This window comes from Sphingomonas pollutisoli, from assembly GCF_029167165.1.
Taxonomy (GTDB): Bacteria; Pseudomonadota; Alphaproteobacteria; order Sphingomonadales; family Sphingomonadaceae; genus Sphingomonas; species Sphingomonas pollutisoli.
This window is the reverse complement of record NZ_JARFNJ010000010.1, coordinates 105294-126950: the sequence shown is the minus strand read 5'-3', so window position 1 is coordinate 126950 and position 21657 is coordinate 105294. Positions and strand designations below refer to the sequence as shown.

Annotated in this window: 17 protein-coding genes; 7 read left to right on the top strand and 10 right to left on the bottom strand. The window is 67.3% G+C overall.

Annotated elements, in window-relative coordinates; translation table 11 throughout:
- The first annotated feature begins 345 nt into the window (after positions 1 to 345).
- Both PX554_RS20400 and PX554_RS20395 read left to right on the top strand, forming a co-directional pair.
- Positions 346 to 714 (top strand): type II toxin-antitoxin system RelE/ParE family toxin, encoded by a 369-nt coding sequence (locus tag PX554_RS20400; RefSeq protein ID WP_275504318.1) that lies wholly within the window; start codon positions 346 to 348, stop codon positions 712 to 714.
- Positions 711 to 1091: an XRE family transcriptional regulator gene (locus PX554_RS20395; protein ID WP_275504317.1), complete on the top strand. Its 381-nt coding sequence runs from the start codon at positions 711 to 713 to the stop codon at positions 1089 to 1091. Before PX554_RS20400 ends, PX554_RS20395 begins: the two co-directional genes overlap by 4 nt.
- A gap of 93 nt (positions 1092 to 1184) precedes the next feature.
- Here the strand turns inward: PX554_RS20395 and PX554_RS20390 are convergent, their stop codons facing one another.
- Both PX554_RS20390 and PX554_RS20385 read right to left on the bottom strand, forming a co-directional pair.
- Positions 1185 to 2399, bottom strand: a complete 1215-nt coding sequence (locus PX554_RS20390; RefSeq protein WP_275504316.1) for a site-specific integrase — start codon at positions 2397 to 2399, stop codon at positions 1185 to 1187.
- A gap of 519 nt (positions 2400 to 2918) precedes the next feature.
- Positions 2919 to 3581 (bottom strand): ABC transporter ATP-binding protein, encoded by a 663-nt coding sequence (locus tag PX554_RS20385; protein WP_275504315.1) that lies wholly within the window; start codon positions 3579 to 3581, stop codon positions 2919 to 2921.
- A 116-nt stretch (positions 3582 to 3697) separates the two neighbouring features.
- Between PX554_RS20385 and PX554_RS20380 the strand changes: the two genes are divergently transcribed.
- Genes PX554_RS20380 through PX554_RS20360 form a run of 5 tightly spaced genes read left to right on the top strand, consistent with a single transcriptional unit; the run spans position 3698 to position 10454 of the window.
- Positions 3698 to 4945 (top strand): glycosyltransferase family 4 protein, encoded by a 1248-nt coding sequence (locus PX554_RS20380; protein WP_275504314.1) that lies wholly within the window; start codon positions 3698 to 3700, stop codon positions 4943 to 4945.
- Positions 4942 to 6306 carry a glycosyltransferase family 4 protein gene (locus PX554_RS20375; RefSeq protein WP_275504313.1) on the top strand — a complete coding sequence of 455 codons (1365 nt, stop codon included), beginning with the start codon at positions 4942 to 4944 and terminating at the stop codon, positions 6304 to 6306. The genes PX554_RS20380 and PX554_RS20375 overlap by 4 nt, the downstream gene beginning before the upstream one ends.
- Positions 6307 to 7449: a polysaccharide biosynthesis/export family protein gene (locus tag PX554_RS20370; RefSeq protein ID WP_275504312.1), complete on the top strand. Its 1143-nt coding sequence runs from the start codon at positions 6307 to 6309 to the stop codon at positions 7447 to 7449.
- Positions 7446 to 9452, top strand: coding sequence for a DUF4214 domain-containing protein (locus tag PX554_RS20365; RefSeq protein WP_275504311.1), 2007 nt, complete (start codon positions 7446 to 7448; stop codon positions 9450 to 9452). Before PX554_RS20370 ends, PX554_RS20365 begins: the two co-directional genes overlap by 4 nt.
- A 30-nt stretch (positions 9453 to 9482) precedes the next feature.
- Positions 9483 to 10454 (top strand): FkbM family methyltransferase, encoded by a 972-nt coding sequence (locus PX554_RS20360; RefSeq protein ID WP_275504310.1) that lies wholly within the window; start codon positions 9483 to 9485, stop codon positions 10452 to 10454.
- A 37-nt stretch (positions 10455 to 10491) separates the two neighbouring features.
- On the opposite strand, the gene PX554_RS20355 is transcribed toward PX554_RS20360, so the two are convergent.
- The 8 genes from PX554_RS20355 to PX554_RS20320 all read right to left on the bottom strand — a co-directional run bounded on the left by PX554_RS20355 (position 10492) and on the right by PX554_RS20320 (position 21610).
- Positions 10492 to 11613, bottom strand: a complete 1122-nt coding sequence (locus PX554_RS20355) for a glycosyltransferase family protein (RefSeq protein WP_275504309.1) — start codon at positions 11611 to 11613, stop codon at positions 10492 to 10494.
- A gap of 100 nt (positions 11614 to 11713) precedes the next feature.
- The gene (locus tag PX554_RS20350; protein WP_275504308.1) at positions 11714 to 12799 is read right to left on the bottom strand and encodes an FkbM family methyltransferase; all 1086 of its coding nucleotides are present in this window, start codon (positions 12797 to 12799) and stop codon (positions 11714 to 11716) included.
- Positions 12792 to 15287: a glycosyltransferase family 4 protein gene (locus PX554_RS20345; protein ID WP_275504307.1), complete on the bottom strand. Its 2496-nt coding sequence runs from the start codon at positions 15285 to 15287 to the stop codon at positions 12792 to 12794. Before PX554_RS20345 ends, PX554_RS20350 begins: the two co-directional genes overlap by 8 nt.
- A 12-nt stretch (positions 15288 to 15299) precedes the next feature.
- Positions 15300 to 16577, bottom strand: a complete 1278-nt coding sequence (locus tag PX554_RS20340) for a KpsE/RkpR family capsule polysaccharide export protein (RefSeq protein ID WP_275504306.1) — start codon at positions 16575 to 16577, stop codon at positions 15300 to 15302.
- A gap of 5 nt (positions 16578 to 16582) precedes the next feature.
- Positions 16583 to 17380 carry an ABC transporter permease gene (locus tag PX554_RS20335; protein ID WP_275504305.1) on the bottom strand — a complete coding sequence of 266 codons (798 nt, stop codon included), beginning with the start codon at positions 17378 to 17380 and terminating at the stop codon, positions 16583 to 16585.
- Positions 17365 to 18657 carry a glycosyltransferase family 4 protein gene (locus PX554_RS20330; protein WP_275504304.1) on the bottom strand — a complete coding sequence of 431 codons (1293 nt, stop codon included), beginning with the start codon at positions 18655 to 18657 and terminating at the stop codon, positions 17365 to 17367. Before PX554_RS20330 ends, PX554_RS20335 begins: the two co-directional genes overlap by 16 nt.
- Positions 18654 to 19904, bottom strand: a complete 1251-nt coding sequence (locus PX554_RS20325; protein ID WP_275504303.1) for a capsule biosynthesis protein — start codon at positions 19902 to 19904, stop codon at positions 18654 to 18656. Before PX554_RS20325 ends, PX554_RS20330 begins: the two co-directional genes overlap by 4 nt.
- Positions 19901 to 21610 (bottom strand): capsular polysaccharide export protein, LipB/KpsS family, encoded by a 1710-nt coding sequence (locus PX554_RS20320; protein ID WP_275504302.1) that lies wholly within the window; start codon positions 21608 to 21610, stop codon positions 19901 to 19903. The genes PX554_RS20325 and PX554_RS20320 overlap by 4 nt, the downstream gene beginning before the upstream one ends.
- Between the last annotated feature and the right edge of the window lie 47 nt (positions 21611 to 21657).

Sequence of the window (21657 nt, the reverse complement as noted above, 5' to 3'; positions counted from 1 at the left end):
GCCGTCCGACCAAACCGCGCCAGCGAGCGACGGCTTCAATCTTGGACGGGATTCCAATGTCCTATGGTCGATTGCGGGCAGGCTTCCGCCCCAGCTGTCGCCAAAGTGGTCCGAAAAATGGTCAGCAACGGCCTAAGCGACTCGGAATTCGGCCCAGAGTCCCTTGTGGAAATGGTTGCCGACAGGAGCGCCGAAGCTACTTTCGCTTTGCTTTGACGACCGTGTCCCCTTTTTGCGCAGCGAAGCTTGGGGGTGCAGGAACGCTGCCGCGGGGATGTTGAAATATGCCTTGAAACGCATATGCACTTGACAGCATTACTCGTCGGGCCATATTGGGGAACATGGATGTGGGACGTCGGGTTCGAGGACAAGTTCTTTGCCGAAGCGGCCGAGTTTGCCGACGAGGTGCGGGCCGAGATCGCGGCGCTTGCAGCATTGCTGGCGGAATTCGGTCCCGGCCTCAAACGGCCGCATTGCGACACCCTTAATGGCTCGAAGCACGCCAATATGAAGGAGCTTCGGTTCAAGGCGGCCGATGGCGTGTGGCGGCTTGCGTTCGCGTTTGATCCCGAGCGGATCGCCATCCTGCTCGTCGCGGGCGACAAATCTGGGATCAACGAGAAGCGTTTCTACAAGACGCTGATCGCGACGGCAGACGAGCGGTTCGACGACCATTTGAAAGATCTGGCCGATCGGAAAGGAGGTCGAGTATGACGAAGACGCTTGAAGAGTTCCGCGCCACTTTCACGCCCGCGCAGCGCGAGGCGATCGACGCCCGCGCCGCCGAGCTGATTGCCGAGGAAATGACGCTGCGCGACTTGCGGCAGGCGCGGAAGCTGACCCAGGACCGAATGGCGGAAATGCTTGGCATGGAGCAGGAGAATGTCTCGCGTCTGGAGCGACGGACGGACCTCTTGCTCTCGACGCTGAAAAGCTACGTCGCCGCGATGGGTGGCAACCTGAAGCTCGTCGCCGAGTTTCCCGACCGCCCGCCGGTGACGCTCACGAACTATTCTGATCTTGCCGGTGGCGATTTGCCCAAGCTCCAGCGCCGGCGCGGCAAGGGGGTGGAAGCGGTCGCCGGGCGCTGAACGCCCGCGCATCCAACTCTCATGCCATGCAGGCAAGGTCATTTGAGGACGGGCATGGCCGCAAGTGCTGCTCGCAATCTGGCGCTGCACTCGTCACGCAGCGAGGCGCATCCGTTCGGCGACGATCTGGCGGCCGTGCGGACCCCGGACGCGCTCATAGGCGCTATCCCAACGATCCGCCTCGGCCATGACCTCGTTCCAGATCTCGGTCAGCGCCTGCTTTGCCTTGGCGAGATAGGTCGGGTCATATTTGGCGTAAATGCCGCTCGTCTTGTGCATCGCCGGATCGATATGGCCGAGCAGGCCGCTCACATCCGCGCCGGGAACGCCGCGGCGGCGCAGTTCGGTGGCGACCGTATGGCGGACGGTCTTGGGGATGCAGGCCCTGGGCAGGCCGAGCACGGCCCGCATCGTTCGCCACGCCGACCGGCGCGAGCCTACCTGTGGCAAAGGCGCGGCGCGCCATTCCTCCAGCTCGGGCTTGAGCGGCTCGATGCAGGGGATCCAGGGATTGACCTTCTTCGTCCGCCGCCACTCCGGCGGATGCAGGTCGATGAGCGTCTCGTGGTGCTGAAGCGCGGGATCGAACGCCAGCGCGGCGTTGGGCCGGCAGGCCGAGGCGATCATCAGCAACACCCAGCGATTCATGCCCGTCGCCGGCCGCGTGAACGCGACGATCGCGCCGAGCTGGGCGAGGCTCAGCCGCGTGTCCCGCGGATGGGAGCGATGCTGCTGCTTCACATTGGGGAGGCGCGGAACGTAAGCGATCCGCGTCTCGTTGGCGGCGTGGTTGAGCGCGGCCTTCAGGCCCTCGATGTTGCGCTTGACGGATTCACCGGCGACGCCCTTCGAGTTCACCTCGTAGCGCTTGCCCTGCCAGAGCGTCGTGTAGCTGTGTGATCCCATCCGCCATTTGCGGAACCGCTCGGTGACCGGCGGCCCCAATTGCCTGACGGTGACGTCGGAACCCAGCTCGTCCTGCTGGAGGAAGCCGATCCAGCATCGAAGCGAGCAGGCGATCGTGTGCGGGCTGCGGGCCTCCTTGCCATGCTCCTCATAGTAGAGCAGCAGCTGCGGGATCAACTTGACGTCGTCGATATCGCCGGGCTTCCGCGCGCGCTCCACCTCGACGAAGGCGTGGATGACCTTCTTGGCGGGCTCGAGCGTCTTGTGGCGCGTGCTCTTGTAGAGGATCGAGCGGGCGCCGGGATCGTAGTGGGCGATCTGCCAGATGTCGGGCGCCTTGCCGTCGCGGCGTTTGTCGAGCCAATAGTCGCCGACGATATAGGGCGAAGTATCGCGCGACATTACAACAGCAACACCCCCGCATGACCGTGGACGATCTCCACGCATCCAGCGGACGGTGAGCGCATAATCCCCCTGACCGCGGGCGGTTAGGCGAGCCGCATTTCACGAGCGTTACGAAAAGGCGACCGCACGCCAAAAATACTGTGGTTTTTCACAGGGGTCCGACCGGCTTCCAGCAGATGGTCCGCATCTGGTCAGCAGACCCTTGTTTGTTTCCGTAACGGGCATGGAATGTTCGCATGACCCGCGCGCGCGTGGACTCCGGAATGTTACGCTTTTTCGGTCGAACGAAGATTTTCGCTGGCGCGCGACAATCGCGGAACGGCGCCGCTCGCGCGCTCCTTCGGACAGGGCGACTAAGAAATCATGTAGGTCAAACCGTCACGCCGATCGGCCATGGAGGCCCGGCGCGGGGGCCATGCCGTGCGCGAATCCTTCGACGGCCGGTGGGACCGGTCGAATTCGGCCAAGAGAGAAATCGAAGCAGGTGCTGCCGCGATGAAGACTGTCGGGACGATCTCAGGCCGCGCGGCGCTGGTTCCAGGCATGGACGTCGAGCGCTTCGTCGATCGTTGCGAACAGCCGCAGCTTGCCCTCCGCCAGCACCGCACCGCTCGTGCAATATTCGCGCAGCGTTGCCGGCGCGTGCGAGACCATCACCAGCGTTCCGGCGCGGCGCCGCGTGACCATTTCCTCGTGAGAGCGTTCGCGGAAGCGCTCGTCCCCGGCGCCCGTGACCTCGTCGACCAGATAGCAGTCGAAGCGGATCGCGAGGCTGATCGCAAAGGCGAGCCTTGCCTGCATGCCGGCGGAATAGGTCTTGACCGGCTGGTAGAGATAGGCGCCCAGTTGGGCAAAATCCTCGACATAGGCGAGCAGCGGCGCGACCGGGCGACGGTAGATGCGCGCGATGAAGCGGGCGTTGTCGGCTCCGGAAAGGCTCGACTGGAAGGCGCTCGTATAGCCGATCGGCCAGGAAACGCTCATGCGCTTGCTGATCTTCCCGGCGGTGGGGAACTCGATACCGGCGATCAGCCGCAGCAGGGTCGACTTTCCTGCGCCGTTCGCGCCGCAGATGCCGATCGCATCGCCGGGACGGATCGTGAAGCTCGTGTCGCGCAGCACCGTCTTGCGCAGATTGCGCGCGTGATAGGTCATGCCGACATTCGAAAAACGGATCATCGCGCTAGTCCTGTGCGAATATATATCCCATTCCGTGCCCGATTTCCGAACATATCGCAACAGAATATAAATAAAAAATCGGGATATTTGCTGTATATATTTGCCGGAGAGATCAATTGACGGACTCTCTGAGCAATAGCGAGCGTCTCGCACGCCTTTACGATCCATCCTATGTCCATCGCGTCGAAACACTGAACGGCGGCGCGCCGGTTCGTGTCTGCATCGAAGGGCGGATGCTCAAGGACAATGAGGGCACGGGGGTGAGCATCTATGCGCACACCTTGACCCGTTGCCTCGGCGAGGCCGGCGCCGAAGCGCTGATCCTGGGCGATGGCAACGCCCCTAAACCACGCTCGCGCGCGCTGCGTTGGCTGGCGGCGACCCGCCGCAGTCCGCGCACCGCCACGGCACCTGTCGACGCGCCCGATGCGCCGCAGGTGCCCGACCTGTTTCGCGAAGCCCAGGTCTTTTTCAACCTGCATGGCCGCTCGCTGCCGGTGGCGTTCGAGGAGCCGCCTGTGGTGATGCACTGGACCTATCCGGTTCCGCTTCATGTCGTCGGCGCGCGCAATCTCTACACGATCCACGACCTCATTCCGCTCACCCATCCTGAACTGACGCCGATCCCCATGGACCGGCATGGGCGCATCCTCGATGCGATCGTCGAACGGGCCGATCTGCTGGTGACGGTGACCGAAGCGATGCGCGCCGAGGTCGTCGCGCGGCTGAACGTCGATGCCGGGCGCGTGGTCAGCACCTGGCAGGCGGTGGAAGCGCCTTTGCAGGCCGATCCACGCTTGCCGGAGGGCTTGCGGTCGGGCCGCTATTTCCTTTTCTGCGGCCGGGTCGAGACACGCAAGAACCTGACGGCGATTGCCGCTGCCCACGCGCAGAGCGGCGCTGCGCTTCCGCTGGTGATCGTGGGGCCGCGCGTGCCCGGCGAGGATCTGCTCGAGGAGAGCCTCGCGGCCATGCCCGGGGTTCGCCGGCTTCCCTACCTCCCGCGAAACGAGTTGCTGGGACTGCTGCGCCGTGCGCGGGCCTTGCTGTTTCCGACGCTTGCCGAAGGATTCGGGCTGCCGATCGTCGAGGCGATGACGCTCGGCTGCCCGGTGCTCACCAGCGATCGCGGTGCGACCGCGGAGGTTGCGGGCAGCGCGGCACTCCTGATCCCCCCGGAGCGCACCGAATTGATCGCTGACGCGATCCGGCGGCTCGAACGCGACGACGCCTTGTGTGCGCGGCTGCGCGCTGATGGTTTCGCGCGGGCGCGCCACTTCACGCCCGAACGCTACGCGCGGCGGCTGCGCGCGCTGTATGCGCAGGCGCTTGCGCTCCCTGACGATAGAAAGGCAGCCCGTTGAGCTTCGCCCCGGACATGCGCGTCGGGATCGACGGCTTCAACCTCGCGCTCGCGAAGGGGACGGGGGTAGCGACCTACGCCCGCACCCTCGCTGAAGCATTGCACGGCCTGGGTCGGCGGATCGATCTCGTCTACGGACTCAATGTCCCGCCTAAAAGTGCTCGCGAGCAGCGTGAGACCCTCTTCTTCGCCGCGCTTGCCGAAGGCCGTTCGGGTGAGGAGCCACCCGCGCGCATCACCCCCTGGGGTCGGGTGCGCCGTGCGCTCCTTGGTCCGGCGCCGCGCGATCTGGTGGAGGTGCCGGTCGCCGGGCGTGTCGTGCGCCAGGGCGTCGCTGCACGGGTGCCCGAGTTCGAGCGCCTGTTCACCTACCACCGGCTGTTCTACATCGGACGCCGCTACCTCAAGCGCTATGGGCGCCTTATGCCGGTACGCATGGCCGAGCCGCCCGCGATCATGCATTGGACCTATCCGGTTCCCGTGCGGCTGGTGGGTGCGCGCAACGTCTATACGATCCACGATGTCGTGCCGCTCAAGCTTCCCTATCTGAGCCTTGAGGACAAGGCCTATCACGAGCGGCTGCTCAGGGCCTGCGTCGCCGCCGGTGACCATATCCTCACCGTCTCACAGGCTTCGCGAGCCGATATCCTCGACTGTCTGGGTCTTGCGCCCGAGGCAGTCACCGCGATCCACCAGGCGGTATCGGAGTCGTTCGATCGCGCGGACGCGCCGGACGCGGAAGCGCGCCGGCTCCGCTCGCTGTTCGATCTCGAGCCGCGGAGCTATTTCCTGTTCTACGGCGCCACCGAGCCCAAGAAGAATGTCGGCCGCCTGATCGAAGCCTATCTCGGTGCACCGATCGACCGGCCGCTGGTGATCGCAGGGCCGGAAGCGTGGAGCTCGGAAGGAGAATTGCGGCTGCTGAACGGCGCACACGGCAAGGCGCTCATGCGCGCCGGTCAGGTCCGCCGCATCGACTATCTGTCGGCCGAGCATCTGGGCCTCCTGCTGCGCGGCGCGCGCGCGCTGGTCTTTCCGTCGCTCTATGAAGGGTTCGGCCTGCCGCCGGTCGAGGCGATGCGCGCCGGCGTGCCGGTGATCGCCGGCGATGCCGGCGCCTTGCCCGAGATCGTCGGCGACGCGGCCCTGCTGGTCGATCCCTATGATGCGGCCGCGATCGGCCGCGCCATGACCCGGCTCGATACTGACGAGGATCTGTGCGCGCGTCTTGTCGAACGGGGGAGGGCGCGCGCCGGGGCCTTCGCGCTGGCGCCCTATCAGGCCGCCCTCGAGGCTTTTCATGCGCACCTGCTGGCTGCTCCGCAGGAGCGTTCGTCCTCAGTCTCGTCCCGGAGCACCTAAGTGATTGTCTCTCTCATCCGCGCGCCCAAGGGTATCGCGATCGCCCTTCTGCCCGTTTTGCTCGCCGGCTGCGCTTCGCTGCCCACGAGCGGTCCCACCGCGCATGACATCGTGCGTGCGCAGCACCGTCTCGGCGGGTTCGATATCGTCAACGTGGACGAAGCCGTGATCGAGGAGATCGGCGCTTCGCCCTCGACCGGACGCGGCCGGCTGGCCGCGCTGGCGCTGCCGGGAGAGGTCGACCGGATCGGCCCCGGCGATATTCTCCAGGTGTCGGTGTTCGAAGTGGGTTCGGCCCTGTTCGGCGGCCGCAGCGTGCTGGCCGATCCGACGGCGACGGCCAGCGGTTCAGGGGAAACCCTGCCGCCGGTGGTGGTGGGCAAGGATGGAACGGTCACGCTTCCCTGGGTCGGGCGCCGGCAGGCGGCGGGCCTGACCCCCGACGAGCTGGGCGCGGTGCTGACCCAGGCCTATCGCGCCAATTCCGAGAACCCGCAGGTGATGGTGTCGATCCGCGACAATGTGAACAACACCGTCTTCGTCCAGGGCGAAGTCAGGAAGCCGGGGCGCATGCCGCTGACGCTCGCACGCGAGCGCGTGCTCGACGCGATCGCGGTCGCGGGCGGCGCCGCCAACCCGTCGGGCGATTCCCTGGTGCGGTTGAGCCGGGGCACGGCGAGCGCCGAGCAGCCCTTGAGCGCGATCGATCCCGGTTCGGCCGACGATCTCGAACTCCTGCCGCAGGACCGGATTTCGGTGGCGTTCCGGCCGCGCACCTATGTGATGCTCGGCGCGGCGGGCAATCCGGCCGAGGTGCCGTTCCAGAATCTGCGCGTGTCGCTCGCCGAGGCGTTGGGCCGCGCCGCCGGCCCGCACGAGAACCAGGCCGACCCGGCGGCCGTGTTCGTGTTCCGCTACGAGCAGGCCGAGCTCGACGGCTCGCCGGTGGAGGGCGCCAAGCCCGTCGCCTATCGCATCGACATGCGCGATCCCCGGTCCTATTTTCTGACCCAGCGCTTCGAGATGCGGCCGCGCGACGTCGTCTATGTGGCGAATGCGGGGGCCAATATCCCGCAAAAGGCGATCCAGATCCTCAACCTCTTCTTCTCGCCCTTCTACACCGCGCGGGTCCTCACGCGATGAGTCCAGGCGAGGGATGCCCGGAACCCGCGACCCGGCCGGCGCCGGGCACCGCGCGGCGTCCGGGCATTGCCGACGTGGCGCGAGGCTTCCAGCTCTTCCTCGGGCGAGAGCTCGAGAATGTCGCGGTCGCGGGCGTCCATATCGCCAGCGCGCCGGATCTGTGGGATCTGGTCGAGGCGATCTGGAACTCTCCCGAAGCGCGCCATCGCCGGCTGGCCGAGGCTCTCGCCGTCATCCGCTCGGCCCATGCGCAGGACGCGCCCGTCACCAGCGCCAGCGTGCAGGAGCTCGACGATCTCTATCGGGTCACCTGCGATCGCTGGCACCGGAACGGCCTTGGCCAACGCCATAAATGGCTTTCGCGCGGCGAGCTGCGGTTCAACGAGCGCAGCGTCCGCTCGAACCTCGCGCTGGCGCTGGAGCGGGGCCAGGCGGAATGGGCCGGGCTGCTCGGCATGCTCGAGCGTCTGGGATGGCGGCCGGAATCGCAGCCGGCGGTCACGGTGCTCGGCGTCGAGGCGTTCCGGCTGCTCGGGGCGGGGCCGCAGGCCGCATCGCGGCTCGTTGCGATCGAGCTGCTCGAAGCCGATGTCGCGCGCGGGCACCGGGCGGAGCAACTGGCGCAGGGCCGGGCGGAGCGGCTGCTGCACCTGGGCGAGGCGCGCGGCGATCTGCCGGAGGCGGATCTCTTCTATTCGCTCTCGGCGCTGCAATATGCGCCGCCGCCGGTCATCCTCGATATGCTTCGCCGCTGCCTGGGCGCGGTCAGGCCGGGCGGCTGCGCGGTCTTCCAGTTGCCCGCCAGCCTCTATGACTATGATTTCGACGTCGCGGCGCATCTCTCGGCCGAAGATGCCGGCAGGGCGGATTTCCACTGCGTGGCGCAGGCCGATATCCTCGCGCTGCTCGCTGGACAGGGCTTCCGTCTCCTGGAAGTGATCCCCGACGAGCGGGCGTCGATCTTCGGCCTGTCCTACACCTATGTCGCCGCAAAGACGGTGTTGGGCAATCTGCCGGCTTCCGGCGCCGGACCTGCCGCCGCCCTGTCCGACGGCGATCCTGGCGCGCGCGCCGGAACCGGACCTGTCGAAACCGGTCCCGCCGACATCGGGTCGGCCGAATGGCTCGTGCAATTGCTTTACCACGCCGTGCTCGGACGCGAGGCCGATGCGCAAGGGCTCGCCCATTATGCGAACATGATCTGGGATGGCTATCTCGACCACCGCACGCTGACCTCCCTGCTGGTCGGGGCGCCGGAATATCGGCAGGGCGCCGGCGCGCCGTCGGCGTTCGCCGATCATGTCGAACGGGACGTGGCGGGCGGCTCGCTGCTGGTGCCCGCCGACCCGGCAGCGCCGGGGGAGGGTGAGCCGTGGGCGCTGCCCGCGTTCCTCGACCATTGCCGGCCCGGATCGGTTGTACTCGACCTCGGCGCGGGCAGGGGGCTGTTCAGCCTGCCGGCCGCAAAACGCGTCGAGGACGGTGGCTGCGTCTATGCGGTGGCACCGGACCCGTCGGACTGGCGGCTCCTCGTGCATAATATCGCGCGCAACAGGCTCGAGAATGTCGAGCTTCTGCCGATCGCGCCGTCGCCCGCGCTGGACGGGAGCGAGACACGCGCCCCGGCCGCGTCCGATCGCGCGCCACGGGTTCCGCTCGACCTGCTCTTGCCGTTCCTGCGCGGCGTCGATGTCCTGCGGGTGGACGCTGCGAACGTGGAAGCGCTTGCCCTGCGCGGGGCGATCGAACTCATCCGCCGCGACCGGCCGGTGATCTTCCTCGAATATGCGCCGCGCCGCGCGGATCCGCGATCCGGGCCGCAGATGGCCCGGCTTCTGAAAGTCTTGGGAACGATCGGCTATGGCACCGAGATCCTCCACCGCGATCAGCCGCGCCAGCTGGTCGACCCGGACCGGGCGGTCGAGACGATCGAAGGCGCCTGGAAGGCCTGTGCCCGTGCCGGCGGCACGCATCTCGACCTGTGCCTGCGTCCGACAAGGTGATCCTTTAATGTTTGCCCAAGGGGAATAGGAATGTCTGAGCGCAGGGCGCAGATCGCTGCGGATATCGAAGCGGCCTATCGCTGGATTCTGGGGCGGCCGGTCGATCCGGGCGGGCTGGACGACTATGCCGTCAAGATCGAGACGGGCGTGCTCGACCTGCCAACCTTGCGCCTGGCGCTGCTGGGCAGCGAGGAATTCACCCAAACGACCAGCCAGACGCTCGCGCTCGCCGACGTCTCGGAGGGCATGAAGGTCGTCTTCGATCCGGCCGATCCCGATTTCGGCCGTCATCTCGCGGCGGGAAGCGGATGGGAGCCGCATATCGCCAATGCCATCAAGGCACGGCTCGAGCCCGGTTCCACCTTCGTCGATATCGGCGCCAATATCGGCGTCATGTCCTTTCCGGCGGCGGCCAGGATCGGCCCGCCCGGAAAAGTGATCGCGTTCGAGCCGAACCCGCAGAACGCCGCCCTGTTCCGGCGCGGCATCGCCGCCAACGGCCTTGACAATGTCCGGCTGTTCACCTTCGGGTTGAGCGACCATGCGCATATGATCTCGCTCAGCAGTGCCTCGAATGCCAAGGTCATGGGCGAGGCGAAAGCTCTGCAGGATATGGAGGTGGTCCAGGCCATTGCGGGCGACGAGATATTGCTGAAGGAGGAGCGGATCGACCTCATCAAGATCGACGTCGAGGGGTTCGAGCAGCGCGTGCTGCAGGGCCTGTCCGGCACGATCGCGGCCTTCGGCCCCAAGATCCTGTGCGAGTTCAACCCGTTGTGCCTGCGCGCGCAGGGCGGGATCGAGCCCGAAACGCTGGCCGATCACCTGTTCTCGCTGGCGCCCCGTGGCGAGCTGGTCGAGCAGGACGGGTCGTTCACGCCCGTCGCCTCGACCGGGGAACTGATGGCGATCTGGGCGCGGCGTGATGCCGAATCCACGCAAAAGGGCCTGCTCCCCCAGGGCTGGGTGCATTTCGATATCCTGCTCGATGCCGCGCGGTGAAGGCCGTCCGGTAGCGAGGACGGCGACCGGCTGCCCGTTACGGGTTCTTCTTGTGGACCAGATTCCTGAACTCGCGCGAGTTCATGAGACCGCGCGCGATGATTTCGGCGGCCCGCGGAAAATCATGGGTGCGAAAGGCGCTTCTGTAGGTTTCGATCCCTGAAGGATCGGCCGGACGTTCGAGGAACACCTCGAACAAGGTGCCGATGAGGCGCTTTTCCAGATCGCTCTTGTGGGCGGGTGACATCTTCGCGTCGGGCCGCGCCATCGGCAGGACGAATTCCGCGTATTTCTTGAGCGCGGTGCGGGCGTGCGCGATGTCCTCGTCGGTCAACCGCTCCTTGGTGAAGATATCCTGCGTCATGACCTGCGTCTTGCCGAAACCCATTCGGGTGAACAGCTCGGGGGTCGAGTGCAGGCCCGTCTCGCCGATATATTGGGCGAAGGCGGGGGTCGTGTTGATCTTGCATCCGCCCGTCAGATGGCAGGCGATGGATTTGATGACGTCCTGGCTGGAGCCGGGCGCGCCGCATCCCCAGGACTGGGTGAGCTTGAAGATCGTCTCGTTCGGCCGGTCCCGATAGTCGATGCCGCGGACCAGTTCGAGATATTGTTCGACATAGGGTGCCGACCGCCGCCACTGCTCCTGCGTCAGCCCGAAGCCCCAATTATGGTTGAGGGCGATGATCTGGTCGGCGCGGGCGGCCTGATGCGCCAGTGTCGCGCGATGCTGCCCATAGGCCGCGAAATAGCCGATGTCGCTCCTCTGCAGGACGAGCTCCGCCAGCCTCAGCATCGTCTTGATGTAGAAGGGACCGAGTTCGAGATCGTCCTCGAGAAACAGGGCGTAGCGGGCGCCGAGGATCTCGAACGCCTCTTGCTCGGCCCGCTCGAAATTGAGGGCGACCCCGAGATTGTCGGGCGATGGCCGCACGGTGCCCTTGGGGAAATGAGTCTCGAACAACGCGATGTTGCGCGCGATATCCTCGTCGGCGGCATGGAGCTTGCCCGAATAGGGGTTCACCGCGCCGTCCTGGAACAGATAGATGGGATGCGCATCCAGCGTCACGTCGTGCTGGTTCTTCAGGGAAACCAGCACCCGTTCCAGATAGTCCGGCCGGTTGAAGGACATGAGGATGATGGGGGGAGGCGTGTCCATGGTCGGCCTTTGCAAAAATGGTTGAGCGAGCGCCGCGCTGGCGAAACCCGCGTCTGTCGATGGTCGGCCGTGGGGCGCGGGGGCCTGCCACGGCGGGGTTCTAGGTCGCGAGGAAGTCGATGGCGCCGATGCCCATTCTGGCGGGCAATCCGGCCAGCGCCGCGATGTCGTCGCCCAGGTCCAGCGCGCGGTCGCGCCTCGGGATGGCGACGAAACTCGAATAGCCGCACGCCTTGAGGAAGCGGAGATAGGCCTCGCCCGGGACGCCGGAATATTGCTCGAGCTGCCTGGGCGCATAGTCGCCGATGATGGCGGGGCGATGGGCCTTGAGCAGCGACGCGGCGCCCGACAGGGCGCGAAACTCGAAGCCGGCGAGCGCGATCCGAACGATGTCCACCTTCTGCGTTTCCGGGACGATCGAATCGATCGTGCGGGCATAGACGATCTGGGCGTCCGTCTCGCCGAGGAGGTCGGCCTGGGCGACGTCGGCGAAGGTCAGCCGTTGTCCGCGCTGGATCAGCGACACGAATCCTTCGCCATCGGCCGCGGCGAAGGGGAGGATGTCGATATTGGCGGCCTCGTGCGCCAGGCTGTTCGCGATCAGCAGGCGCATGAGCTGCGGGGCCGGCTCGAGCGCCACGACCCGCCCGCTCGGGCCGATCCGGCGCGCGGCGTGAATCGCGAACTCGCCGATTCCCGCCCCGATATCGAGAATGAACTGGCCCGGCATCAGCAGACTGGCGATCATGCCGCGCAGATGGGCTCTGGAGGCGGTTTCCCCCGCGTCCGCCGGCTGATCGGCGGGCGGCGCCGGCGCATGGAGGACAAGCCCGTCGACCTCGATGCGCGCCGTCCTCGGCGCGGCCTTGCCTTTGTCGAGGGTGTTGAACTCCCGGCTGGCGATGAACGGTTTGGTCAGTTCCGCGACCGTCACGCCTTTCTGGACGAGTTTCGCGCGGCTGTTGAACCCGGTTTCGTCGGGCGCGCGCCGCAGGAACAGCCTGTAGCAATTCCACAGGTCGTCGAGCGTCGCCTTTTCGCTGAAGCCCAGGCGCGCGGCCTTGTAGAGCTCGAAGGCGCTCGGCGCCGCCGGGCGGTCGGCACGGGACTCGACGATCCTGAGTTCGCCGGCCGCCGGCGCGGCGGCGCTGTCCCTGGCGCGGGTCGAGGCGTCCGGCTCAGCCATGCGCGATCGACGGCGCCTCTATGGCGGCGGCTATGCTGTCGGTATCGCGGTTGAAGGCAAGGTCTGGCAGGTTCCCGAGCGCGACCGCTTCGAGAAACGCCGCCCGCGCTTCCGCATCCTTCGTCCGGCATAGGAAGAAGCCCCCGACGCCGACCGAGACGACACGCGGATCGCTCCCGTCCGTCACCTCGCGCAGGTCGAGGCTGACCGCGCCCTCGATCGTGATCTGCAGGACATGGTCGCGGGGAAGGGGATCGATATCGAAGTGAATCCATTTGAAGGCGCCGGAGGGCAGGTGCCCCTTTTGCGCCGCGCCGTTCTCCAGCGTCACTGTCCAGGGGCAATCCCGGGCCGGAAGCCCGTGGAGCTGGAGATAGAGCCGCACGGGTTCGTCGATCTCTTGGCGCAGCCCGATCTCGAGCGTGCCGCCGAGCGGCTTCGTCCAGCAGCCCCAATTGTCCGGCCCCCACCAGCCCGGGCCGGCACGGAAGATTTCCGCCGAGCGCATGCCCGGCCAGATGCGCGTCTCGAAGTTCCGCACGATCGGATGATAGGCGCCAAGCGTCGCGACCGGGACGGAGCGAGCGCTGGCCTCACCCTCGGCGTCCTCTTGCGCCCAGCGCTGGAGGGCGGCCGATATCTGTGTGGCGATGTCGCCCCAGGATCGCGGCACGAAGTCGCGCCGGATCCTGTCCTCCTTGTCGCGGCGGAAGCTCTCGTCGAAGATGACCTGCTCGAGCGCGGCGGTGAGTCGGGCGGTGGATCCCGCCTCGAAATAGTGCGCGAATTCGCCGCCGGCTTCGGGCAACGACGAAGCATCGGAGATGAGCGGCACCTTGCCGTAGCAGAGCGATTCCGTGACGGGCAGGCCCCAGCCCTCGTAGTTGCTCGGATAGAGTGTGAAGAGGCAGGAGCGGTAGAACAGGTCCAGTTCCGCGTCGGAGAGCCCCGAAAGCATGATGACGCGGTCGCGCAAGGCATCATGGGAGGCGAGGCGGGCATAGACGGTATCGTTGAGCCATCCCCGGTTGCCCACGCATACGAGCTTCGGCACGCGCCGCGCGCCATGGGTACGGATGAGATTGAGCCAGGCGTCGAACGCGCCGATGTGGTTCTTGCGCGATTCGATCGTCGAGACGAACAGCGCGAAGTCGGCTCGACCGATGCCCCGGTCGGACAGGGTCTTGTCGGTGAGCGGGACGGCGACGGGTTTGCGGAAATCGGCGTCCAGGCGCACGACCACGACTTTGTCCGGGTCGACCGCATGGCCGAGTGTCGCGGCGACCTCGATCAGGTCGCGCTTGGTCGCCTCGGAATTGGCGAAGAAATAATCGGCATGCTCGAAAGCGCCCGTCACCCAGCTGATGAAGTCCTGGGTGAGCTCCTTGGTGCAATGCTCACTCGCCTTCACCGGGATGAGGTCATGGACGAAAGGGACATAGTGGATACCGTAGGCGGCCTTGGCCTGGCGCACATAGAGGAAGTAGTTCTGCAGCCACCAGGATGTCCCGAGATTGACGAGGAAGGCGCCGCGCGGAAATGGCATCGCCTCGGCCATGGTCGCGGCAAGCTGCACCTTGGTCGTCGCCGCGATCCATTCGGCGGTCTGCCGGTCGCCGCTTTCGAGACTGAGCTTGCACAGCAGCAGGAACAGGCCGCGCGGGATCTCGACCCATTCGTCGCGGCTGTCGAGGAAGACGCAGACCTTGATCGTCTCGCGGCGATTGTCCCGCAAGGCATTGCGGATCACCTCGATCTGGACCCGCTGGATGCCGGTGGGCAACCGCGCCTTCCTGAAATAGGAGAGAAGATCGGAGACGTCGAACACGATCGCCGTCCCCTGGCCGCAGGCCGCCTCGCCCCCGGCAAGGCCATCGGCATGCTTCCCGAGCTGCTCGCGCAGGGCGTCGGTGGTTTCGAGCAGGGCAAGCCGGTCGTCTCCACCGCCTTGTCGCAGCACGCGGACCAGGGTGTCGAGGGCGGAACGGGCAGTCGCCGTCGCGACCGCGACCGGATCGGATTCGTCGAAGGCATGATCGGGGTCGAAGTCGACAAGGGCCATGATATCCTCGGGCATTATCTCGATGTTGCGGGCGACGAGTTCGTGTAGCTCGGCCATGGCATCGCCGTTGCGCGGATCGAGCCGGGCCGCGGCCAGGTAGCTGCGCGCGGCTTTTCCGATCTGTCCGCGATCCTTGTGGAGATGCCCCAGATGCAGGTGCGGGTCGGATGCCGGCGCGAGGCGCAGCGCTTCACCATAGGCGCTTTCCGCCGCGTCGAGGTCGTCGGTCTCGCGCAGCATATGACCATATTGGACCCAGACATGGGCAAGGGTCGGATCCCGGTCCAGCGCCTTGCGGAAGAGCCCGGCGGCGCGGCGATGATCCTTGGTCTCGCGCGCGGTGTTGGCCTCGCGCAGGATCGCATGGACCGGCAGCGAGACCCTAACGCCTGCGGATTTTCTGAGTTTGAGCTTGTCGATGATCATGGCACCTGCACGTTACTCTGCATGCTCGCGTACCCCGGCGACGATCAGCCAGCCGATGGCGTAGGCGAACAAAAGCCCGAAAAAGACGATGGCGACGGTGGACAGGCGCTTGGGATAGAGCCCCTTGCCCGGCATGTTGGGCTTGACCACCGGCACGATGAACAGCTGCTGCTTGATGAGCTGCTCGCGCGCTGACTGGAAGCCGGCCTGCGCCGCCTCGAACTGCTTGGCGGCCAGTTGCTGGCGCAGTTGCAGCTCCTCATATTCGCCGAGGCCGCCGGCCACCGATTGCTCCGAGCCCGTCAACCGGCTCCGCGCGGCGGCGACCTCCCGGTCGAGCGCCGCGACCTTGCGCGCGGTCGCCGCATATTGCGGCGCGCTCGGCGGCAGGCTGGCCGCCATCGCCTCGAACTGCGCGCGCGCCTGCGCCGCCTGCTGCTGGAGCGCGGTCACCAGCTGCAGCTGCGCCGCGCCCGTCTGGTCGGGACTGATATCGCGGCGCGCCTGCCGGAAGGCGGTGAGGGCCTTCTGCGTGGCATCGACCTGGGCTTCCGCCTCGCGAACCTGCCGTGTCGCGGCGGCAAGGCCGTCGTTGAACATCCGCTGGTTGAGCAGGTTGACGCGCTGTTCGCCCATCTTGAGCAGGTCGTCGGCGAGCGCCTTGGCGTCCGCGGGGCGAAAACCGCGCACCGAAAGCGTCGTGATGCCGGTGTCGCTGGCGGTCGAGATATCGACCTTCTTGCGGTAATAGTCGTTGAGCGTCTCAGGCGCGGGGTCCGCGAACCACAGCCGCGTCGCCACATCCGCCTCCGGCCTGCGGAACATGCCGATCAGCCGCGAGCGCCCGAGCGCGTCGACCGCATCGTGCGACAGGAGATAGGCGTCGACGCTGTGGACGTCGGAGTTGGTCGCGCTGCCCGCCATGCCGAGCATCTGCCCGAGACTGTTCATCGGCGCGGCCTGCTGCGGCGTGCGCACGATGAACTGGGCGGTCGATTCATACTGGTTGGCCGCGACCAGATATTCGAAGGCGATAGCCAGCAGCGTGGGCAAGATGACCAGCAGCACGAACGGATGGAGGAGCCGCCTCCAGCCGGTGCGGCGCGGCGGCGCCTGCTCGTCGAACCCGTCGTCGCCGTCCTCGAACCCGGCTGGCGGCGGCGACCCGCCGCCCTTGCGCGGGTAGGGCGGCAGCAGCAGCGGCCGCAGTCCCGGCCCGCGCGCCTGGGGCGTGGCATCTTCCGAAGTCTCGGCCTTGAGGGCATGCAGGGGCGATGGCTGGATGGTCATGGGCTTCAATTCAGATGGATGTGCCGGCGCAGGACGCGCAGCAGGAGGAGGCCGAGCAGGGTCAGCGCCATGCACCAGCCGACGATATAGAGCGGATTGAAATAGGGGCTGTCGTAGCTTTCGAAGACGCCGCTGTGGACCATCTCGAAGATCTGGTTGATCGGCGACCAGCCGAGCCAGGACCGATAGGGCTCGGGTATCCATTCCAGGAGGAAGAAAGTGCCCGACAGCGGCATGATGATATAGGTCACGGGATGGACGAACTTGCTGAAGGCCTTGCTGAAATGGACGCCCGTCGCGATGCACATCGCGAGGCCGAACGAGAGCCAGCCGAGCAGCATGATCGCCGCCATCAGGCGCAGCGGCCGCCCCGGAAAATCCGCCAGCCCCAGCGCAATGCACAGGCCGTAGAGCAGGGCGAGCGCGCCCGAGGTCGCGATGATCTCGAGCAAGGCGCGGGTGAACAGCAGATCGAAGATCGTCACCATATGGTGGAACAGCAACGGCCGGTTGGCTTCTACCGCGGATTCCGAGCGGTTCACGATCGCGCGGAAGATGATGAAGACCATATAGCCGGTGAGCGCGAAGGGCACGATCCGGATGCCCGCGCCGTGCTTGCCGGTGTCGTTGCTCGCATGGATGAAGGCGACTGCCGAGGCGAGCAGCAGCGGTTCGAGCAGCATCCACAGCGAGCCGATATTGTCGCGGCCGTAGCGCGTATGAAGCTCGCGGATGACGAGCGCGCCGATCACATGGCGCTGGGTGTAGAACCCGTCCCGCAACTGCATCAGCCCTCCGCGCATGCGACCTCCTCGACCAGCGCGAGCGCCGTCTCGATATGCTCGTCCCAGGTCGCCGGGCGCCAGCTGGCGAGACGCGCGAGCTGCGCGCGCCGGCGCTCGCTCGCGGGCGCGAAATAGTCGAGGACGGCGCTACGCCAGGCGACGCCATCGAGCGGATCGAAATATTCGGGCACCGGTCCGCCGGCCTCGCGGTGCGCGGGCAGGTCGCTCGCAAGCACCGGCACGCCGGCGGCGAGCGCCTCGGCGACCGGCAGGCCGAACCCTTCCGCGAAGGACGGCATCAGCACCGCGCGCGCGTCGCGCAGCAGCGGACGCAGATGTTGGTCGGGGAGCCTTGGAAACTCGTGCACGACGCCGCGCAGCAGCTCGCAGCGGTCGAGCATGTCGAGGATATTCTCGTTCTCCCAGCCGCGTCGTCCGACGAGCAGCAGCCGGGGCGACTGGTCGGGGCCCAGCGCCTCGACGATCGAGCGCCAGAGATTGAGCAGCAGCAGGTGGTTCTTGCGCGGCTCGATCGTCGAGACGCACACAAAATAGCCGGTGTCGGGCGTGGTCCGCCTAGCATCGGGCGCGGCGCAGGTATCGATCCCGAGATGCGCGACCCGCAAGGGACGGTGGGCGAGCGCGGGACCGGCGCGCGCGATCAGCGATTCGAGCGTCGCCCGGGAATTGGTGATGAGCCCGTCGGCATGGGTCGCGAGTGTCGAGATCCGGCGCCGGTGGAGCATCTGCCCGTTTGGCCGCGCATATTCGGGATGCGAGATCGGGATGAGATCGTGGACGAGGCAGACGAACCGGGCGCGCTCGCGCGCGAGCTTGCCGGCGACGACCCGCGGCTGGTGGAGATGATGGGGCGAGGCCTGGAGCAGCACGCGCGGCCTGCTCGGCGCGCATACCGGCCGCGGCCGCAGCGCCCAGCATTGCGCGAGGCTATGGACATAGGTTTGCACGCGCTGTTCGTGCCAGCCTTCGCGCTCCCACCGCGCTTCGGTGGCATCGAGGAAGCGTTCCACCTCGGCCGCCGGCAGCCGGCCGTAAAGGCCGGTCGGATGGACCGCGCCAAAGAGCAGCCGGTCGGGGATCAGCCGGCGCAGCGTGCGCGCATAGGCGAGTTCGACCCGGTCGACGCCCGTCGGCGAGGGATGGAGGATGCGCGAGAGCAGCCGCGACAGGTCGAGCACGACCTCCGGTTCCACCTGGCCTTCGGCCACGGCCCGGCGGCGCGGCGCGCGCCGGAATGGCTCGAACGCATCCTGGTTGCGCGCGACGAACATCATGCCTCGGCTCTTGCGTATGGTTCGACGTCCAGCGTGCCGGTCCATGCCTGCCCGGCGCACAGGCGCGCGGCGGCGGCCGGAAGGAGGTGCGCCCGGCCGTCCCTGCTGCTGAAGCCGCCGCGCAGCAGGCAGGTGGCGGCAAGCACGCGGCGATAGGCGTCGTAGATCTCGACCTGGGGCTTGCCGGGCTCGGTCCAGAATTGATCGAGCGTGCCCTGATGCGTCACGCCGGGAAGGTCATAGACGGCATTGCCCAGCACGGCGACGGGGGTGCCATGCGCCAGCGCGAGGGTTCCGGTGGTGCTGTTGACAGTGACGACGCCGGTCGCGGCCGCGATCATCGAATAGAGATCGCCATGCGCCACATAGAGGATGCGATCGGCGATGCCGAAGCTGCGCGCCAGTCGCTCGATTGTCCGGCGCCAGTTGTGGATCCCGTTGTCGAGCGGATGTTCCTTGACGAGAAGCACACAGTCGCCGGGCGCGTGTGCGGCGAAGGATGCGACGATCGTGGCGATCGCATCGGCCATTCCTGCGAACGGCGAATGGGTGCGGATCTGGTGGTCGGAATCGAGCTGCAGCGGCAACATGAAATAGGGCCGGCTTCCCAGCCTCGCGAACGCGCGCGCCGCGCGCCGGCGCGCGATCGGGCGGCACAGAAGCTTGCGCATCCAACCGCCCAGCTCGGCCGCCGCGCTATAGGGCCTGTGCGAGCGAAAGCCCGGATAGCGCACGGCGAGCAGCCATGTCCCGACGAAATAGACCAGCGCCTCGCGGGCGCGCAGGCGGAAGCTCGACGGAATGGGCGGATGGTCGGGGAGTGGCGGGACCGTCTCGGCGAGCCGCAGATACACCGCCGGGTGGCGCGGCAACGTCGAGAAGCCGTTCACGCCGTCGCGCTCGAGCGTCACCCAGTCGGGGCGGATATAGCCTTCCTCGAACACATGGATCCGGGCGCCGAGCGGTCCTGCCATCCGGCAGGCGACGCGGTGCAGCGGGCGGCAGTCGCCGTAGAGAACGATGTCGGTGATCTGTCGCGAGCGCACCAGCCCCTCGAAGCGGGCGGGCCAGTCGCCGATCGTTCCCCTGAAGTCGACGGCCGGCGCCGGCCAGCTCAGCCGGTCGCCGCCGTTGAAATTGACGCGGTGGCACTGGTGGCCTTCCGTCTCGAGGCGACGGGCGAGCTGCGCGAAGAAGGGACCGGGCGGACCCTGGAGGAACAGGAAGCTGCGGGCCTCGACGCTCATGCGCGCAGCGCTCCCAATGCGCGCCCGGCGACGGCCATCCGTCCCTGGACCATGCGCAGCCGGCTGAGCAGGCCCGGACGGGCCTTTCCGAACAGGGTGGCGTAGCGCCACACCAGCACTTCGGGCGGGCAGGGGAGGTTGGTGACCGGATCGAGATAGCGGGGATAGAGAATGAGCGCGCCGGCCGCGAGCTGCTCGATCGTGAGCCTGCGCTGCCGCCGCGCGATCGGCGGCGCCATGTCGGTGGTGAGCCCCCAGCCGGCATAGAAGGGCTGGCCGTGGGTGACGACCTCGCATCCGCGCGTCAGCGCCTCGAAGCCGGTAAGCGAGGTGAGGACGTGGACGGCATCGACCTGCGACAGGATGTTCGCCATGTCGCCGTCCGGCAGCACGATATCGGCGTGCGCCAGCGCGTCGTTGTGGAGCACATGGCCCTTGCGCAGGCCCGCGACGACGTCGGGATGGGGCTTGTAGGCGATCCACGCGTCCGGCTCGGCTTCGCGGGCGCGCCGCAGCAGCTCCAGGTTGGAGCGGATGCCGGCACCTCCGAGACGGACCGAGAGATCGTCCTCGACCTGGCCGGGCACGAGCACCCGCCGCGGCCGGTCGGGCAGCTTGAGCGGGTCGAGCAGGCCGGCGCCATATTTGGTGATGCCGTAACGGGTGATCATGTGAAGAAGGTCGGCGGCGCGGCGGATCAGCGCCTCTTCGAAGTCGGTTTCATTGAGCAGCCGTTCGAGGCCGCTCGGGCCGCCGGGGTCGAAATGGATGCCGTCCATGTCGACGACGATCGACCGGGGCGGATGGAGATGGGCGCCGAGGCCGATCGAACGGATGAACCCGTCCTCGATCCGCGCGATCGGCCTGCCGGCCTGCGCGGCGCGGGCCGGCAGGTCACGCGGGCTTCGCGAAGGCCAGATCGCGATCGCCTTATCCTCGGACACACAGGCTGGGTCGATCGACCGGGAGAGCGTCACGCGTTCGGGCGACCAGAGCAGGCTGGCGACTGCCTCGCGCTTCCATTTGGCGATGCCGACGGCGACCGCAATGCGCCGGTTCGTGTCGACCTGGCGCCGCCAGTCGCCGAGGATCGTGATCCAGTGGGCGGCATCGATCGGACGGCCGCTATAGGGATCTCCATAGCGGTAGGCGGCGATGCGCTCCGCGAGCCGCGCGAGGATGGACGCCCGGTCGAGCGGCTGGCGCGTGCCGGGGTCGAGGACGGTCCGCCCATGCGCGCAGGCGAGCAGCGCGATCTCGTCGTCCGGGCCGGCGACGATCAGCTCGGCCTGCTCGATGAGCGCCCAGGGATCGGCGTCTCCGTAGAGCGTTTCGACGCCGGGCAGGACAGGCGAGGCGGCGAGCCGGCGCGCGCGGTCGGACAGCGACACCAGGATATCCTGCGCCTTCCCGCCGGTCGCGTCGACTGCGCCGCGCGCGTCGCGCAGCGACCGGAGGCGCAGCAGCGTCCTGAAGGACCGTTGGGGCCGGACGCCCCAGAAGCTGCCGCCGACGCGCGCGGCGGCGATGAGCGCGGCCAGGGCCTCGGGCGAGAGCGTTTCCTGAGGGCTATCGACCCGCACGGGCCGGCCGCGGGGACGCGCGCCGCGGAACGGCGGCGCGCGCAGGATCGGGCGCGTGCCCGCCGTCGAAACGACGCGGGCATCGCCGCCGGGGTTCGGTCCTGTGTGCCCGTTCGTCGTCATGTCACCAGCAGGAATCGGAGAATGGTTGCCCTTGCCGTCATATCGCC